Origin of the sequence: Paenibacillus sp. AK121, from assembly GCF_019042715.1 — a bacterium.
Taxonomy (GTDB): domain Bacteria; phylum Bacillota; class Bacilli; order Paenibacillales; family Paenibacillaceae; genus Paenibacillus; species Paenibacillus polymyxa_C.
In genome coordinates this window covers 564,969-583,308 of the sequence record NZ_JAHPJM010000001.1, presented here as the reverse complement: position 1 = coordinate 583,308, position 18,340 = coordinate 564,969, and the positions used below count along the sequence as shown (strand labels likewise).

The window sequence follows — 18,340 nt, the reverse complement described above, 5'->3', positions numbered from 1 at the left end:
AGTGAAACGCCTAGTAGGTAGTAAGCTCTAATTGTCGCTGTACGATCCGTACAATATCAGCGATATAATCACCGATAATCGGCAAATTCAACGCTCCGAGCACTTGAAGCACATAAATAATGGTAGCAGCAAAAAAAGTAAACCCTAGCGCAATGCCGATCCCTCGGGAAACACCTGATATTAGGTTTAGCCAAAGCAATCGCCAAGGCTTATTCAGCAGCAAAGCATAATCTGCAATACGTGTTCGTTCCATCTGCTCTGACACAGCTTGCACCAGCTTTTCCACACGACTTAGTTTCTCTGCCTGTTCACCTGCTATTCCCTTTTCTGAGGCTATGGCGGCCCCTTCTCCGTTCATCCCTCGGAGACTCCTTCCCTGTCTGCGCCTTGACCGTGCTGTCATATGCACAATCCCCCTTTTCCCATAGCTGCCCCGAAAGCAGCAAACGAGCCGAAGCACGTAACGGAGGAAACCCGTTTCCGATGCTTAGGCTCGTTTTTATATGCTGCCTGTTATTGTATTATGGGACAGGGGGCTTGTAATTATTCCCCAATATGAACGCCGATGGTTTTGCCGTTCACTTCTACATGTTCTGCTGGTTCAGCTTGACCAAATGTCACCGTGGTTACCAATACGTTCTCACGCAACACAGAGTCGAAGCTTTCGATCGCCTGACGCAAGTCGCTGTCTACATCCAACGTCAATGCTACATACTTTTCAATCGGCAGATCCAGCTTTTTGCGGTAGTCTTGTACCGCGCGAACCACTTCACGTACCCAGCCCTCTTGCTCAAGCTCCGGTGTAATATCTGTGTTCAGCGCTACCGTTAAGCCATAGCCAGAAGCAGAAGCGAAGCCTTCTTTTGCTTTTTTCTCCACCAGCAATTCTTCGGCTGTAACTTGCAACTCTTCGCCTTCTGGAGAAGCCACGTTCAGCACTCCTTTTTCAACAACAGAACGAGTATCCTCAGCAGACATTCCTTTGAAAAGGTTTTGTAGGAATCCGACATTTTTGCCGTATTTCTTGCCTGCTACTTTCAAATTCAGCTTCAATGTAAAATCAACAAATCCGCTATCATCCGTCTCAACATGAATATGCTTCACATTGATCTCGTCTTTGATGATTTCTTCATAGCCGCTCAGGTCAAAATCCTGATCCATAGACAGAATCAATTCAGACAACGGTTGACGTGTTTTCAAACCCGTTTCGTTACGGACATTACGTGCTAATTCAACGACGCGACGTGCTGTTTCCATATCTCGTTCCAGTTCCAGATCAATTAAGGATTCATTGGCAGACGGATAGTCATCCAGATGAACACTTTCTCCATTGCTCAGGTTGAGATAAATATCCTCAGCAAGCAGCGGTGTGAACGGTGCAAGCAGCTTCGCCGTCGTTAACAACACCTCAGTCAATGTTCGATACGCATCCAGCTTATCTTCTGTAAGCCCGTTACCCCAGAAACGATCACGTGAACGACGGATATACCAGTTACTCAGCTCATCCACAAACGACTCTATCGCTTTGGAGGAGTTCAGGAAGTCATTTACAGACAATGCTTTATCCACAACCAAGATTAGGCTGTTTAGACGGGATAAAATCCAGCGATCCAACTTGTGTGCCGATGGCTTGAATGGATGCTGTACCGGATCAAATCCGTCAATATCCGCATACAGAGTCAGAAAAGCGTGTGTATTGACAAGCGTATCTACCAGTTTCGATTTAGCCTCGCCTACAATGCCTTTGGAAAAACGTTTGCTATTCCATGGTGCACTATCGGACAGTAATGCCCAGCGGAAAGCATCTGTTCCGTACTCATCAATCACTTCCCACGGATCAATAACATTACCCTTTGATTTGGACATTTTCTGCCCCTGCTCATCCAGTACATGGCCTGTTGCCATGACAGCTTTGTAAGGAGCTTTGCCAGTCAACATCGTCGAAACCGCAAGCAAGCTATAGAACCAGCCACGAGTCTGGTCAATCCCTTCACAGATCATATCTGCCGGAAATTGCTGCTCAAACGTTTCATTATTCTCAAAAGGATAGTGATGCTGTGCAAACGGCATAGAGCCGCTATCGAACCATACATCGATGACTTCCGGTGTGCGAGTCATTTCGTATTTACCGCATTGGCTACGAACCTTGATATCATCTACATAAGGTTTGTGTAGCTCGATATCCGCTGGTACATCCCCAATTGCACGTTCTCTCAATTCAGCAATACTATGAGGTGCGAACTGTTCTCCAGTTTCCTCACAAACCCAGATATTGAGCGGTGTACCCCAATAGCGATCGCGACTGATGTTCCAATCCACCAGTTCCTCCAAAAACTTACCGAAGCGTCCTTCGCGTACATGGCCCGGGTACCATTCAACTTCGCTGTTGTTGGCAATCAGTTGATCCTTGATCGCAGTTGTTTTGATAAACCAGCTGTCCATTGCATAGTACAATAATGGAGTATCGCAGCGCCAGCAGAACGGATAGCTATGCTCGTATTTTTCCTTGCTGTACAGCAACCCTTTTTCGGACAGCATTTTCACAATATCTACATCGCAATCTTTCACAAAACGGCCTGCAAAATCAGTGATTTCAGCTACATAGTTACCTTGGAGATCCACTACGTTGATAAACCCAACGCCATTTTCACGACATACGCGATAGTCATCCTCACCATGTGCCGGGGCCATATGAACGATACCTGTACCGCTGGAATCTGTTACGAACTTGGCACCCAGAATTTGGTTACCTTTCTCCACCTGAAAATAAGTAAATGGCGGGGTATAGGTTTGGCCTACCAGTTCTGAACCCGATAGCGTGCCAATCACTTCATGATCACCTTTAATTACGGTCTCAACAAGATTTTTTGCAACGATGTATACCCCATCTTCCTGCTTCACACGTGCGTATTCCAGCTCAGGGTTGACGGCGAGCGCCACGTGACTCGGCAAGGTCCAAGGTGTTGTCGTCCAGGCCAATACATATTCACCACTGCTATGCAGCTTGAATTTGGCCGTGGCACTCAGATCCTTTACATCTTTGTAGCCCTGTGCTACTTCATGGGAACTTAGTGTGGTCTGACAATCCGGGCAGTACGGACTCACACGATGACCACGATACAGCAGATCTTTCTCATGAATCGTCGCCAAAATGTTCCATACACTCTCGATGTAGTTATTGTCCAAGGTAATGTATGGGTGATCGAGGTCTGTCCAGTATCCGATCGCTTCGGTTAAATCGCGCCACTGCTGCTCGTATTCAAACACACTCTCTTTACATTTTTTAATAAATTTCTCAACACCGTATTCTTCAATTTCAGGCTTGTGAGAGATCCCCAGTTGCTTTTGCACACCCAGTTCTACCGGCAGGCCATGCGTATCCCAACCCGCCTTACGTACAACACGATATCCCTTCATGGTCTGATAGCGGCCGACGAAATCCTTAATTACGCGACCCAGCACATGACCGATGTGTGGTTTGCCGTTAGCTGTTGGTGGGCCCTCATAAAACACAAAATTAGGCTTTCCTTCACGATTGGTAATGGATTTACGGAACGTGTCCTCCTGTTTCCATTTGCTCAGGATGCGTAGGTCACGTGACCGTGCTTTTTCTTTAACATCCACTCTGTTCATAACGTCATACTTCCTCTCTGCTCATCATTAATTGTTCTAGCGCACTTAAAAAAAGCAACAAAAAAAAGCCCCATCCCTGTAAAAGGGACGAGACTGTGCTCGCGTTACCACCCTGATTCCGTAATTAGACCAGTCTAAAGAAGACGATCTTGTCACGACTCTCTGAGCCCTACTCAACTTCAGCAGGGCGCCATTATAACGCATGGCAAACGGTGATTGCTTACACACGCCATAAATTTAAGCGCTTCAGCTCACTTCTCCGGGAGGATCTTCAGTCATGTTCTGAACGTTGGCTTGCACCGGAAGGCCAACTCTCTGAGGGACAAATCATGACGTACTCGTTCCCATCAACGAATTAAACATGTTAAATTCATCGAAATATTAAACCAGCAACATCGTTGCCTTGAATAACAACCATCAACCAATAGACGGATAATCGTTGAATTCAGTATAGTATTTACAGTTATAGCCTGTTTAAAGAAAAAAGTCAACCCTAACAAGACCTAATGAAAAGCTTGTCAGAAATCAAAATCAGTAAATTTCTTTCATTTCACGCTCGCGTTCCAGCACTTCGCGTTCCCGGTTTTCAAGTGCTTCCCAGCCATCTTGGCTTAACAAGTCAAGCTGTGCTTCCACCAATGTACGAAACCGTGCTCGGTAAATTGAAGCCTGTTTCTTCAGTTCTTCAACCTCCAACGCGATTTTGCGGGATTTGGACAATGCTTCGTTCACAATACGATCCGCATTTTTTTCCGCTTCCTTCACGATCAGTTGAGATTCTTTCTTGGCGTTGTTGCGAACTTCATCAGCTGCTTCCTGCGCGACAATAATTGTCTTACTCAGTGTATCCTCAATCGTCGCAAAATGATCGAGCTTCTCCTGTACGTTCAGCAACTGGGTGCTCAGTTCTTTATTTTCACGAATAACGCCCTCGTAATCCTTGATCACCTGATCCAAAAATTCATTAACCTGGTCCTCATCATAACCGCGAAGCCGGCGGGCAAATTCCTTATTATGTATATCCAATGGCGTTAATGGCATGCCGTCCACCTCCTATAAGATTGACAAAAAATTCATTTTCCGCGTCACGACGCTCATTATCATCTATCGGTCATCATACCCCGTTTTGTGAATACTGTACAGAGCAAAATCGTTCCAGTACTTCGCTATAGGTTAATTCTTTCGACAGAAAGCTCAAGAATCCTGCCTACAGCTATACAAACTTACCAATTTTGACACGGAATCTACCCTTTTTTGTCATCCCGTCTGTTTCAAGCACTTTGAAACGCCCAAATCCCTGCATGGAAATAACGTCCCCAACCTTAAGTGAAGTAGATGGATTCTCCTCCACCTTCCAGTTTACCCGACATCGTCCTGCTCGAATCGGTGTTAATATTTTACTGCGGCTCAATTTGTAGACGTCACTGGCAATCCCGTCCAGACGCAAAGAAGCGACCGTCAGATCCATCGCCTCTAATGCAACTTCCTTCGTTCGGAGACTTGCTACTGTCAACAATTCTGTCCAAACATGAACACGATGTACCTGCTGCAAATGCATGGTTATAAAATCTCCGATCTCTGATGCCACCAACACATGACACCCATCATCCAGCACGTGAATGTCCCCGATTTTTCCACGCTTGATTCCAAGCCCCAAAATGGCACCTAGATAATCGCCGTGCTCAAGGGTATTGATTTTATGATCATCAGAAGAGATGGAAAGGACTTGAATTCCCATTTCCTCATCGTCCAAATACGAATAATCGGGCGCAATCAGCGCCCGCTTTCGTTCCGAAGCCATGTATCCGCCATCTACCCTAATCGTGACCTTGTCTTCCTTCGAAGCAAGTGTCTCCAATATGTACTGTTGTCGCGGATCCAAAAAATCAGTCAGCTTCTGCTCATGATAAGCTCCCGCATGACTGATCCATTCGGAAGCACGATCCACATAATCCCGTTCATCCGGGTGAAAATGCTCATAAATCTCAGTTCGCATAAATCCTCCTAGACGAAATTGCCAATTAAAGAAATCAAACCGTACGATGCAAAACGCAAAGCAATCAGCGCTACGATAGGTGAAATATCAATCATCCCGAAGATTGGCGGTATAAACCTGCGAAAAGGAGACAAATACGGCTCCACAAACCTGGCAAGTAAATCACCGATCACACTCTCTCTGGCATTAGGAAGCCATGACAGCAGGACATATGCAATGATCATGTACGAATAAATCTGAAATAACCAGTAAATTACCTCGATCAAGAAAAGCTCACCTCATTCTGTTAAGTTCTTGTTCAGTGTCAGCCAGTATCTCCGTAATGGAGCCTTGAATTTCAACCGTATCCGGTGTGCACAGAAAAATATTGTTACCGACCTTCGAAATGCCGCCACTCAGTGCATACACAGTACCACTCAAAAAATCAATGATACGTAACGCCTGATCCTTGCGAATTCGTTGCAAGTTAACCACGACGGTGCGATGTGAACGGATATGGTCGGCGATTTCCTGCGCTTCATCGTAAGAACGCGGCTCATACAGAACAACTTTCACATTTTTCTGTGAATGGATGCTGACAACATTCGTGCCCTTCTGGTTCTTACGTTTATCAAAGCTTGGGGTTTCAATTTCTTGATCTTCCGGCGTATTCATAACCTCTCGCTCTATAACTTCCTCTTCTTCCTGAAGCCCCAGAAAGTTCATGAACTTATTCATTACGCCCACTGAAAATCCTCCTCTCGTCCGACCAGTACGGAACCAAGCCGCAACCAGGTCGCTCCTTCTTCAACCGCCACTTCAAAATCATTGGACATCCCCATAGACAAGTGAACGATAGGTTCTCTAGTCAAGGCTTGTCCATTTAACCGATCACGCAGTTCACGCAATCCTCGAAACACAGGTCGAGTATGTTCTGGATCTTCCTCATGAGGAGCCATGGTCATCAAGCCGATTACGTCCACATGTTCCAACTCGCGAATTTGTTCCAAGAAAGGGGCAACCGCCTCGGGGGATAAGCCGTATTTTGAAATTTCCCCAGAAATATTGACTTGCACAAAAGCTTTGACTCGCAGTCCCAAAGCGGCTGCCTTCTTGTCCAATTCCTGAGCGAGCGATAAGCGATCAAGCGAATGTATAAATTTAAATTTTCCAATTACATCTTTAACCTTATTCGTTTGGAGATGACCAATAAAATGCCACGTTCCCCGGTCACCCAACTTGCTCCATTTATCTGCAGCATCCTGCCAGCGATTTTCGCCCACATGCTCCAAGTCGTTATCCAATACGGATGCCATTGCCGCCGCCGAAACATATTTCGTGACAGCGATCACATTTACTTCATCACGCGAACGTCCGCTACGGGCACATGCCGCTTCGATACGGGCGTTAACTTCTTTAATTCGTTCCTCCAAAGACACGGGAGGACTCACCTCTCTTCCAGACCAATCCAACTCGCCATTCTTCCTGTAACGCCGCCTTCCTTACGATATGAAAAGAACAAATCGCTACGGCTACTCGTGCACAAGGTAGTACATTCGATATGGCTCGGCAATATTCCTGCTTTCATCATAATGTGTCGATTGCATTGTTTCAAGTCAAGTAGTGTTTTTCCGCCCGTTAAGGGGAAATAAACAGAACCTTCCCATTTATCATTACCCGGGCAATCATGCTCTAAAACCCGAATTTGGCTCATCACATGCTCATCTACCTCATAGGATTCAGGACCAATGGAAGGACCAATAGCTGCTAGTATATCGGACGGCTGAGATCCATATTCAGTTTGCATGGTCTGTACCATTTTCAACGCAATCTCCGCCACTGTTCCCTTCCAGCCTGCATGCGCCAACCCAATCACACGATGCACGGGATCACAAAAATATAGGGGTACACAGTCCGCATAAAAGGACGTCAGCAAAATGCCTGGTATATTCGTCAAAAGTCCATCTGTGTCCTGAAAAGCTGATGCACGATCCATAAAGCCTCGCCCACGATCAGCAGCCTGGACAACAGCAACATGATTACCGTGGACCTGCTCGCCGCACGTCCACGCTTCAGCAGCAAAACCAAGCTGCTCAGCAATTAATCGGCGGTTGCGAATGACTTTCTCGGGGTCATCCCCTACATGAAACGCACAGTTCAGACTATCGTATGGCGCTTCACTGACACCGCCATGACGCCCTGTAAACCCTGCTGTTAATCCCTGAACCTGTCGCTCCCAAGATTGAATATATAACAACTCCGGCACGGGACGTCTGCCATCTTGCATGGGCGTAGTCCCTGTAGCCTCGGTATTCACTATAAACGGTTCCATTTTGTTCTCACCTCTACTGCCCAGTGTACCAAAAAGCCGCCTCTGTGTCTTCACAACATACTAAATTACGTGTCCCTCCTGTTCAAAAGCCCCGTCGGTCATTCCGCTCCTGACGTTCGATATACAGCTTTTCCTCCCTTTCATCCGGTGGCTCATGCAATCCCTCCAGTCGAACAAGCACAACATCCGAACCAATTTTCACAATGTTGCGCCACGGAATAACCAATTCGCTTCCCCCTCCAAACCAGCCCATGAATCGACTGCTGCCCGGAACCACAATAGCTTCAATTTTCCCTTGTCGTACGTCAATCTCCAGATCACTGATTTGTCCCAGACGTCGTCCATCTACAATGTTAATGACATCCTTGGTTTGAAACTCGGAAATTTTCATGGCTCTTACTGACGTTTCCGGTGCATTCACACGCATCACATCCTTTATTTCACTATATGAGTGGAAGAGCCCAAAAAATGTCCTGCAAACGCAAAAACGATCCGCACGGGATCGTTTTTGTCACTGAATCATTCAAACATTTTATTCATTTCATTAGGACTTTACATGTTTTTGCATTTGCTGTATAGCCGACTTCTCTAATCTCGAAACCTGGGCTTGAGAGATACCGATTTCGTCGGCAACCTCCATTTGCGTCTTTCCTTCATAAAAACGCATAGACAATATCATCTTTTCACGCTGGCCCAGGCGATGCATCGCTTCCCGGAGAGCGATTTCCTCAATCCATGAGACGTCTTTATTTCTGTCATCACTGATCTGATCCATCACATAGATTGGGTCGCCCCCGTCGTGATATATCGGCTCGAACAGCGAAACTGGATCCTGAATCGCATCCAATGCGAACACAACATCTTCTTTAGGCACATTTAGCACTTCTGATATTTCAAAAATCGTTGGTTCCCGCGAGTTCAGATTTGTCAGACTGTCCCGCACCTGAAGCGCCTTATATGCAATATCCCGCAACGAACGGGACACACGGATCGGATTGTTATCCCGCAAATAACGGCGGATCTCTCCGATGATCATCGGCACCGCATAAGTGGAGAACTTTACGTTTTGCGAAAGGTCAAAATTATCAATCGCCTTCATCAGGCCGATGCATCCTACCTGGAACAAATCGTCCACAAACTCCCCCCGATTGTTAAAACGCTGAATCACACTCAGGACGAGCCGGAGATTGCCGTTGACCAATTTTTCTCTGGCTGATCGTTCATTATTTTGCTGAAGTGATGTGAACAGCTCGCGCATTTCTGCATTGGTTAATACCGGCAGTTTAGCGGTATCCACACCGCAAATTTCCACTTTGTTTCGGGTCATCGTGTCTTACCTCCCAAGGAGCAACATTAATGTACATTATCTCCTGAGGTCATTTTTTTATTCGCCGTTTCCATCGCTTCCGGATATCTCCAAGCATTATACCATTTTATTAAATTCCTTTCGTAAGCGCTTTATAATTCGTTTTTCCAGACGCGAAATATACGATTGCGATATACCCAACAGGTCAGCAACATCCTTCTGTGTCTTCTCTTCTCCGTCTTGTAAACCGAAGCGAAGTTCCATAATCAAACGCTCTCGATCCGTCAGCTTATCCAGTGCCTTATGCAATAATTTACGGTCTACTTGCTCCTCAATATTACGATAAATGGTATCATTTTCCGTTCCCATCACATCGGAAAGCAACAACTCATTACCATCCCAATCGATATTCAGAGGCTCATCAAAAGAAACCTCCGTTCTCGTTTTGCTATTGCGACGCAAATACATTAAAATCTCATTCTCAATGCATCGGGATGCATAGGTGGCAAGTTTGATTTTCTTCTCCGGATCAAAAGTGTTCACCGCTTTGATCAGCCCGATAGCACCGATGGATACGAGATCCTCAATGTTGATGCCCGTATTCTCAAATTTACGGGCAATATACACAACTAACCGCAAATTTCTCTCGATTAGCATCGACCGTACTGCTGCATCTCCAGAAGAAAGCTTTCCAAGCAAATACTCTTCCTCGTCTCTTGTCAATGGAGGGGGGAGCGCCTCGCTACCGCCAATATAATAAATTTCTTCACTTTTCAGCCCGAATAAAAATAAAATACGATAATATTGCAGTTGCCATGCTAGCCTAAATTTCATTTTTAAATTCATTTGCTCCCTCATATCATTCTCCCCCTTTTGAAAATAGTACAAGTTAAGTCTTACTGAGCTCCGTCCATTCCAGCATTGAATGTTTCTCCTCGTCTTTAAACCTTGTCCTGTGCTCTTCTTCATTATCCTGATTCTGTAAAATGGTCTCTAGCATATGCTTTTCGTTTTAGGTTTGTATCAGCCTCCCCCTCTTCGTGTGCCGTCACATCTGGGTGGATGATGGCACGATATTTGCCCTCTGCCGACAACTTCCCCCCGTCTAAGCCAATCAGCACTCGATGATGTACAAAATGAACCCCATTCATCACCACCTCTACTCGATCTGGTTTGAGTGCGAGCATAAAGGAATGACTTCGGTTAATTCCACGATAAGGGACGAGACGAACACGATCCTGCCAGCTGAACGATTCCTCCCCCAGATCCATCACTAGTTGATCAGCATTACCCTCAGAACATTTTTGGAGCCAGGAAGCGGGTAAATACGATTCCCACAAAGCCGCCTCCATCACCATTACTGGGGTTCGGGTCAATGGATCATGCAGTTGGTTACCTGTATCCAACAAGCCTGTACACTCAATATGATCCTGCCCAATCCACACCTGTACTTGCCCCAAAAAGCCACTCATCCTTTCTGTACGCTGCTTTGAGGACTGCACAATACGAAAGAAGAGCATCACTCCGCCAAATGCGCATAAAATAAACCAGAATGCGATTTTTAATTCAAAAGACATTCCACCTGATGCGGTATACCAGATGCCATTAAACAAATCCCCCGTATTCTGGAGAAAATAATGCATCCCCAAAATGCCACCTGCTGCTACAAAATTGATCATGTAAAAGGCACCCATTGTACGAAGATACTTTTGCATGCTGCCAAAACCAAAGGCCACTAGCAGCATAATGACCGATAAGACCAGCTTGATTAGAAACGTAAACAAAAATGACAGCTCCGGCACAAACATCATGACCACGTACATTGCGCCAATTCCAGCTGAAGTCATCAATCGCCACCACACGGGTCGGATCTTTCTCATCCAGGCGGTGACCATTAGCAACACAGCATCAATAAACAAATTGGCCAAGAAAATCAAATCGATATAAACAACCAAGGATTCACCCGCCCAGCATTTTGCAGGATAGGCTTAAGTATAGTAGTCATACGGTTCAAAGTCTGTCTAACGGTGGGGACGGTGTCCGACTAATTTTGTCGGAAAGAGGAGAAGCACTGGCCGTGTGGAATGCAGAGAAAACAGAAAGAAGCCCGCATCTCCAAGGAGGATGCGGGCTTTCTAAATTCAAACTAGTTATCGTTATTATTATTGCGTGAACGGTTACGTAAGAATGTCGGAATATCCAATTGGTCACTGCTTTGAGTGTTACCGAATGGACGCAAGTTAGGAGAGGACTTTTCCGTTGCTTCGGAAGCCGCTGGGTTAGCTGCTGGTCTACGTCCCGGTGCTGGCTGGCTCGGCTTACCTTCAAAACCAGTGGCGATCACGGTAACCTTAATCTCTTCTTTCAAGTCTTCATCAATGATGGCACCGAAAATCATGTTCACTTCCGGATCGGAAGCTGATGTTACAATTTCAGCCGCCTCATTGACCTCGTATAGAGACAAATTGGTGCCGCCAGTGATGTTCATAATGACACCACGCGCACCTTCTATGGATGTCTCCAGCAACGGACTCATGATAGCCTTACGCGCTGCTTCAGCCGCACGATTTTCACCCGTTGCTTCGCCAATCCCCATCAACGCGGAGCCACGCTCCGTCATGATCGTTTTTACGTCAGCAAAGTCAAGGTTGATCAGACCCGGTACAGCGATCAAATCCGAAATACCTTGTACGGCCTGACGTAGAACATTATCCGCTTCACGGAATGCTTCCAGCATTGGAGTTTTCTTGTCCACAATTTCAAGCAAGCGATCATTCGGGATTACAATCAAGGTGTCTACTTTTTCTTTCAATCCCTCAATGCCAAGTTCAGCTTGATTGGAGCGTTTACGCCCTTCAAATGTGAATGGTCGGGTTACCACGCCTACAGTCAGCGCACCGCATTCCTTAGCAATTTCAGCAATGACAGGGGCCGCTCCGGTTCCTGTACCGCCACCCATTCCGGCAGTTACGAATACCATATCCGCGCCTTTGAGCGTATTCATAATAAGCTCACGCGACTCTTCAGCCGCTTTTTTACCCACATCAGGGTTAGCCCCGGCACCCAGACCGCGAGTGAGCTTATCGCCAATTTGAAGCTTGTGCTCAGACTTCGCCAAGTGAAGCGCCTGGGCATCTGTATTGACTGTAATGAACTCTACACCCTGAACTCCATTTTCGATCATTCGGTTAACTGCATTGCTGCCGCCGCCTCCGACGCCGATCACTTTAATTTGAGCCAAGCTCTCCATTTCAAAATCAAATTCCAACATACTATTCCATCTCCCCCTCAATGTGCATGGATGGCCCGTCCATGATTGGCATAATTAGCAATGAACGTTATATAAATTCACTGAACATATTTTTTAAGCGTTCAATCAACCCCTGCTTTTGCTCGCCTTCCGCAACGGGACTGCTGCTCTTGGTTCGGCTAGTCGGCTTCTTGGTACTACCGCCACTGTTGCTAACACTAGTCGATCTCCCGCGATAGTAACGGATAGCATTATGCAAGATACCAACTCCGCTCGTATATCCCGGATCCCTTACACCGATAAAATCAGGTACAGCGATCCTTACGGAAGCGGCCAGTTCGCTTTGTGCCACCTGAAGTACACCAGGCATGGAGACGGTGCCTCCGGTAAGTATATAACCCCCCGGAAGCTCTGTGTAACCCAAGCGCTTAACTTCCGCCTGAATGAGTTGAAAAATTTCCTGTACTCTCGGCTCAATAATAGCAGCCAAATCCTGTTGGTTGAACTCCTTATCTACATTACTGCCGATACGGGTCACTTTAAAGACGACATCGGCTGCTGCATCATCATACCAAGCGCAGCCGTATTTGAGTTTTACTTTTTCAGCTTGATCGGTAAGGGTTCTCAGTCCATAGGCAATATCATTGGTTACAAATTCTCCGCCGATGGGGAGTGTTGATGTAGCAACAATCGTTCCTTCCTGGAAAATGGCCACATTCGTAGAACCTGCACCAATATCCACCAGCACGGAACCCATCACCTTTTCATCCTTCGAAAGAGACAACTGTCCAGCTCCAAGAGGCAACAAGACGAGATCTTTAATCCTCAGGCCGGCTTTCTCAACGCAGCGCAACAGATTATGTATTGGGGTCTTGCCTCCAGTAACAATCGTAGCCTCTACTTCGAGACGAACACCGATCATACCACGAGGGTCCTGAATTCCTTCAAGGCCATCTACGACATACTGCTTGGCTACCACGTCAATAATTTCTCTCTCCGGTGGTACGGCAATTACTTCTGCTGCCTTCAGTACACGTTCAATGTCCTCCTCGCCGATTTCACGGTCCTCGTTGGACACGGCTACTACGCCATGACTATTTTGCAGACCAATATGGTTGCCTGAAATCCCCACATACACTTCTGTTATTTGAATACCAACCATGCGTTCTGCGTGATCCACGGCGTTACGGATTGATTGCACGGTTTGATCAATGTCTACAATTGCACCTTTGCGAATCCCTTCCGAGTCGGCAGATCCAACTCCAATAATATTAAAGGTTCCATTATTCATTTCCCCAATAATAGCCCGAACTTTGGATGTACCGATGTCCAAACTAACAATGATGTCATTGTTGCTCAAGTCTGTGGCACCTCCTGACTCCAAAATGAATTTCGTTCTTTAAACACACTCTGTACATATTCAACATACTCCATGCTTTCCCTCTTTTTTCTACAAATTTTTTAGAAGCCAATTTATGGTTGCAGTCACATAAAAATTTGAAGAAAAAAGAAGGAGGCAAGTCTATTACCCATAAAATCAATTCTAGCATTTTTTCACATCACTGAGTAGTATCTTTTTCTTGGCCCTCTTCGCTCGTATCGGGTTTGAATGGAACGTAGGAATCCGCCTCCAGCATTGTGATCATACCAGGATCTTCTGTTTCTAGCACCTGGTTCAAATAGCTGATTTTAGAGTTCAACAATGAAACGGTTGTAATAACCTCAAATTGGGAACGCGTGTACATTTTTATACGGTCTGGAAAAGAAGGAATCGGTGCGGGAATGATTTCCGAAATATCAGCTGTCCATTCTCCCGGAATGCGTGATAAAGCATCACACAGCTTCGCTTTGTAGGGATCATCTGATTTCCATTTAGTCAAAATAGGCTTTTCAACCGCTATCCCACTGCTTCCTACGCCCACGCTTGTCCCATTTGCTAGAATAGCACGCAGGCTACCGTCGCTTTGCAACTCGTAAGCTACCGTAGCAAACTCTTTAATGTGAATCGTAATGATACCCGGAAACTGCTTGTCCACTGTGACTTGCTGAATTGACTGAATTTCCCGCAGCTTCTCAGAGACGTCGGATGAACTGACTCCGAAATATTGATCTCCGACAGCGAGACCACTTCGATTGAGAAGTTGCTCCCGGGTCGAAAATACATTACCATCAAAACGAATTTCAGAAACCTGACTCAACGAAGAACGGAAAAAGAGAACAGCGAGCAGTACAATAAACAACAAAATGAGAAGAATAGCAATCTTCCGGCTTGTTCTTTTTTTCGTTCTGTTCTTTTTAAGAACAGGTATTTGAGCATTTGGCATAGCTTCTCTCCACAAAAGCCCTTTGTCCCCCCGTTAACGGAGGGACATTACAGGCATTAATTTACGAAATCCAGCTGCTCGGGCACCGGAGACTGACGGCTCATTCGGGCACCCAATCCCTGGAAAAGACGTTCGATCCGGTCATATCCTCTGTCAATGTGATGAACCTGCTCGACAATGGTACGTCCTTGAGCGGCTAGACCGGCTATAACCAGTGCAGCCCCTGCCCGCAGATCGGTAGCCTCTACTGTAGCCCCGTACAAACGAGAAACCCCTCTTATAAAAGCAGCATTCGCATCGACTGTAATATCAGCACCCATTACATTCAGTTCATCTACATGCTTAAATCGGCTTTCAAAGACAGTCTCTTTCATGACACTGAAGCCGTCCGCCAAAGAAAGCAAAACCATGACCTGAGATTGCAAATCCGTCGGAAATGACGGATAAGGTGAGGTAACGATCCTCTCCACTGCTTTAGGACGGCTCATACAACTTACGGTCATTATATCATTCAAGATGCCGATTTGAACACCAGCCCGCCTGAGGACGTGAATCAGAGCAGACAAGTGGGAAGGATTGCAGTGTGTCAATGACACACTACCTCGTGTAGCTGCCGCTGCGATCATAACCGTTCCAGCTACTATGCGGTCAGGAATGACCTCATACGTACAAGGATTGAGTTGACTGACCCCCGTAATTGTAATTGTGTCTGTTCCTGCACCAATAATATGAGCTCCCATGGCATTCAGAAAGTTTTGAAGATCCTGAATCTCTGGTTCCCTCGCTGCATTGGTAATCGTTGTTCGTCCTTCGGCCAGCGCGGCAGCCATCATAATATTTTCTGTTGCCCCTACGCTCGGAAAATCCATGTGGATGTCCGAGCCGATCAGCTTGCGGGCTCGAAACGTAATTTGCTCGTCTTTCTCCTCGATCTCTGCGCCAAGGGCTTTTAAGCCCTCCAGGTGAAGATCAATTTTGCGCTCGCCTATGGCGCAGCCTCCAGGCTGGTAAATGGAAACTTCTCCGTATCTGGCGAGCAGCGGTCCCATTAGAAAGATAGATGACCGCATTTGCTTCATCAAATCCTCAGGAATTTGGAACGTTCGGACGGACGATGTATCCACATATACCGTTTCCTCTTCATGTCGGCATGTGCAACCAAGTCTTTCTAGGATATGCAGCATGACCTTAATGTCTAAAAGATGGGGGACATTCCGAATTTCCACCTTACCTTGTGCAAGCAAGCTTGCTGCAAGAATAGGTAGTGCCGCATTTTTCGCCCCATGGATACGTATGGTGCCTGACAGGGGACGGCCTCCCTCAATCACCAATTTGTCCAATGTATCACCTCCGAGTTTACCGCTCACCCACTACGAAAACCTCCGGAACTAGCTTGATGCCGGTTTGAGATGATATTGTACTTTGAATATGCTTCATTAGGGTAAGCACGTCCTCTGCTGTCGCTTGACCGGTATTTACAATGAAATTAGCATGTTGTACAGATACCTCAGCGCCTCCCGCTTTCAAACCTTTAAGACCTGCGCTTTCAATAAGCCGGGCAGCATAGTCTCCTGGTGGATTACGGAACACGCTTCCTGCACAAGCTAACTGTAGCGGCTGGGTCAGCCTACGGCGGTCTTTAAAAGCCGCAAGCGCTGCTGAGATTTCCTCTCGGTCCCCCCGCTTCATCTGGAACACTGCCTCTGTCACCATTCCACGTTGCTCATGCAGCACGGAGTGACGATAGCTAAAATGCATATCCTCGGCATTGTACACAGCCAATTCCCCTGTATCCAGCACAATCTCAGCGGACTGGAATATTTGTGACACATCAGACCCGTGGGCACCGGCGTTCATGTAGACAGCCCCACCGACCGATCCTGGAATACCACCAGCAAACTCAAGGCCTGACAGACCCTGCTTGCTAGCCATAACACATAGTTTGACCAGTGAAACGCCTCCACCAGCAACGATCTGTTCATCCTCAAAACGAACATAATCAAATCCTGGTCCCAGCTTGATCACCAGTCCCCGAATCCCTTTGTCAGAGACGAGCATGTTGGAGCCCCGCCCCAACTGCATCCAGGGAATTCCGTGCTCGCTAGCCAGCTTCAAAATCTTTGCCAATTGCTCTTTGGTATCCGGGATCACAAGAGCATCCGCAGGGCCTCCGATCTTCCAGGTCGTATACTTGGACAGCGGTTCATGCTCCAGCACTTTTCCGATATCATGCTCCGCTAATAATGGCATCCATTGCTGCATTGTACTGAAACCTCCTTGTTGCTTGCCCCGCATCGTTATAAGGCTCTCACCTAACAACCGGCAGCCTGGGTGATGGTCACAATCTATAGGGTATCCTATGTAAATACCGTCCGGTGTGTGACAACCGCCCAAATCTGCGCTGCGGACTACCTTTTATGGGCAAGACGCTCCATTTCTTTTACTAAAATATCTGCTGAGTCAGGCTTGCCAAGCGCAGATGCCAACTCCGCCATCCGGCTCCGCCTTGCCTTATCCTTCATAATTTCCGCTATAGATTGAAACAGAGCCGGGCCACTCAATTCCTTTTCTGTGATCATGACAGAAGCCCCTGCCTTTTCAAGTGTACGAGCATTAGCCTCCTGGTGGTTATTCGTCACATTGGGTGATGGAATCAGAATGGACGGAATGCCGAGCGATGTAATCTCTGCCAAGAAGGACGCACCTGCGCGATTAACAATTAAAGAGGTACAAGCCAGTACCTCAGGCATATTGTGAATATAGGGAAGCACGTGTAGATGATTGGGCAATGAGCCGATCTGATTTCGTATGCTGTCCAGCGTTTGCTCATAGTAAGATTCGCCAGTCACATATACAAAATGGACGTCTTTCAGTTGCGAAAGTTGCGGAACCATTGCAATCATGGCATCATTAATGGCCTTCGCTCCTCTGCTGCCGCCAACCACCAGGACAACTGAGCTGTTCATCGGAACCCCTATTGTAGCAAATCCCCGATCCCGGTTAGCCAAACGAACTGTTGTAGCACGAGGGTTCCCAGTGTATAGTACATTTTTAGCTTTAGGAAAAGCTCCTTCCGAGCCTTCAAAGCTAACAGCCACTGTATCCACATAGCGACTCAGAAATGCATTGGTCAACCCAGGAATTGCATTTTGTTCATGAATAATGCTGGGTATTCCCAACTTGGAAGCTGCATAAACGACAGGGCCGCATACATATCCCCCGGTGCCAATAACGATATCTGGCTTAAATTTCTTTAATAATGCTTTGGACCTGCGAACTCCTTTGAAAAAGCGCATGATTGTTTTTATATTTTCTACAGACAAGCTGCGACGAAATCCTGTGATATCAATAGCCTCAAATGGAATTTTTTCCTGAGGAACTAATTTACTTTCGAGCCCTCGTTGACCGCCAATGTATAAAAATTCAGCGTCCGGATCTATTTCTTCGCACTGTCTGGCTACGGCCAGCGCTGGATAAATATGCCCTCCAGTACCGCCGCCGCTCAACACGACGCGCATAA

18 protein-coding genes and 1 other annotated feature are annotated in these 18,340 nt (G+C 46.5%); all 18 genes read right to left on the bottom strand.

What is annotated here, in order from left to right; translation table 11 throughout:
• Positions 1-10: 10 nt before the first annotated feature.
• The 18 genes from KSP24_RS02580 to murG all read right to left on the bottom strand — a co-directional run bounded on the left by KSP24_RS02580 (position 11) and on the right by murG (position 18,338).
• The gene (locus KSP24_RS02580; RefSeq protein WP_419538197.1) at positions 11-403 is read right to left on the bottom strand and encodes a DUF5665 domain-containing protein; all 393 of its coding nucleotides are present in this window, start codon (positions 401-403) and stop codon (positions 11-13) included.
• A gap of 140 nt (positions 404-543) precedes the next feature.
• Positions 544-3,633 carry an isoleucine--tRNA ligase gene (ileS, locus tag KSP24_RS02575; protein WP_064962139.1) on the bottom strand — a complete coding sequence of 1,030 codons (3,090 nt, stop codon included), beginning with the start codon at positions 3,631-3,633 and terminating at the stop codon, positions 544-546.
• Between the two features lie 80 nt (positions 3,634-3,713).
• Positions 3,714-3,993, bottom strand: a binding site (T-box leader).
• 171 nt (positions 3,994-4,164) lie between these two features.
• Positions 4,165-4,674: a DivIVA domain-containing protein gene (locus KSP24_RS02570; protein ID WP_013311075.1), complete on the bottom strand. Its 510-nt coding sequence runs from the start codon at positions 4,672-4,674 to the stop codon at positions 4,165-4,167.
• A 172-nt stretch (positions 4,675-4,846) separates the two neighbouring features.
• Positions 4,847-5,629, bottom strand: a complete 783-nt coding sequence (locus KSP24_RS02565; protein WP_216974376.1) for a YlmH family RNA-binding protein — start codon at positions 5,627-5,629, stop codon at positions 4,847-4,849.
• A gap of 8 nt (positions 5,630-5,637) precedes the next feature.
• On the bottom strand, positions 5,638-5,895 hold the full coding sequence (locus tag KSP24_RS02560; RefSeq protein ID WP_013372075.1) for a YggT family protein: 258 nt from the start codon (positions 5,893-5,895) through the stop codon (positions 5,638-5,640).
• Between the two features lie 7 nt (positions 5,896-5,902).
• Positions 5,903-6,355, bottom strand: a complete 453-nt coding sequence (locus tag KSP24_RS02555) for a cell division protein SepF (RefSeq protein ID WP_013372076.1) — start codon at positions 6,353-6,355, stop codon at positions 5,903-5,905.
• Positions 6,346-7,047, bottom strand: a complete 702-nt coding sequence (locus KSP24_RS02550; protein WP_058829867.1) for a YggS family pyridoxal phosphate-dependent enzyme — start codon at positions 7,045-7,047, stop codon at positions 6,346-6,348. The genes KSP24_RS02555 and KSP24_RS02550 overlap by 10 nt, the downstream gene beginning before the upstream one ends.
• A gap of 8 nt (positions 7,048-7,055) precedes the next feature.
• Positions 7,056-7,940: a peptidoglycan editing factor PgeF gene (pgeF, locus tag KSP24_RS02545; RefSeq protein ID WP_013372078.1), complete on the bottom strand. Its 885-nt coding sequence runs from the start codon at positions 7,938-7,940 to the stop codon at positions 7,056-7,058.
• An 82-nt stretch (positions 7,941-8,022) separates the two neighbouring features.
• On the bottom strand, positions 8,023-8,367 hold the full coding sequence (locus tag KSP24_RS02540) for a YlmC/YmxH family sporulation protein (RefSeq protein WP_216974465.1): 345 nt from the start codon (positions 8,365-8,367) through the stop codon (positions 8,023-8,025).
• A gap of 117 nt (positions 8,368-8,484) precedes the next feature.
• Positions 8,485-9,267: an RNA polymerase sporulation sigma factor SigG gene (gene sigG, locus KSP24_RS02535; protein WP_013372080.1), complete on the bottom strand. Its 783-nt coding sequence runs from the start codon at positions 9,265-9,267 to the stop codon at positions 8,485-8,487.
• A gap of 96 nt (positions 9,268-9,363) precedes the next feature.
• The gene (sigE, locus tag KSP24_RS02530) at positions 9,364-10,104 is read right to left on the bottom strand and encodes an RNA polymerase sporulation sigma factor SigE (protein ID WP_013372081.1); all 741 of its coding nucleotides are present in this window, start codon (positions 10,102-10,104) and stop codon (positions 9,364-9,366) included.
• 110 nt (positions 10,105-10,214) lie between these two features.
• Complete coding sequence (gene spoIIGA, locus KSP24_RS02525; protein WP_013372082.1) at positions 10,215-11,201, bottom strand: sigma-E processing peptidase SpoIIGA; 987 nt, start codon at positions 11,199-11,201, stop codon at positions 10,215-10,217.
• A 191-nt stretch (positions 11,202-11,392) separates the two neighbouring features.
• Positions 11,393-12,517 carry a cell division protein FtsZ gene (gene ftsZ / locus KSP24_RS02520; RefSeq protein ID WP_013372084.1) on the bottom strand — a complete coding sequence of 375 codons (1,125 nt, stop codon included), beginning with the start codon at positions 12,515-12,517 and terminating at the stop codon, positions 11,393-11,395.
• 67 nt (positions 12,518-12,584) lie between these two features.
• On the bottom strand, positions 12,585-13,856 hold the full coding sequence (gene ftsA / locus KSP24_RS02515) for a cell division protein FtsA (protein ID WP_040103330.1): 1,272 nt from the start codon (positions 13,854-13,856) through the stop codon (positions 12,585-12,587).
• 199 nt (positions 13,857-14,055) lie between these two features.
• Positions 14,056-14,820, bottom strand: a complete 765-nt coding sequence (locus KSP24_RS02510) for a cell division protein FtsQ/DivIB (protein ID WP_216974375.1) — start codon at positions 14,818-14,820, stop codon at positions 14,056-14,058.
• A gap of 56 nt (positions 14,821-14,876) precedes the next feature.
• Entirely contained in the window at positions 14,877-16,187 is a 1,311-nt protein-coding gene (gene murA / locus KSP24_RS02505; protein WP_013372087.1) for a UDP-N-acetylglucosamine 1-carboxyvinyltransferase, read from the bottom strand.
• A complete protein-coding gene (gene murB, locus KSP24_RS02500) occupies positions 16,177-17,082 on the bottom strand; it encodes a UDP-N-acetylmuramate dehydrogenase (RefSeq protein WP_013372088.1) in 906 nt (301 codons plus the stop codon). Before murB ends, murA begins: the two co-directional genes overlap by 11 nt.
• A gap of 146 nt (positions 17,083-17,228) precedes the next feature.
• On the bottom strand, positions 17,229-18,338 hold the full coding sequence (murG, locus tag KSP24_RS02495) for an undecaprenyldiphospho-muramoylpentapeptide beta-N-acetylglucosaminyltransferase (protein WP_165079597.1): 1,110 nt from the start codon (positions 18,336-18,338) through the stop codon (positions 17,229-17,231).
• Positions 18,339-18,340: the final 2 nt, after the last annotated feature.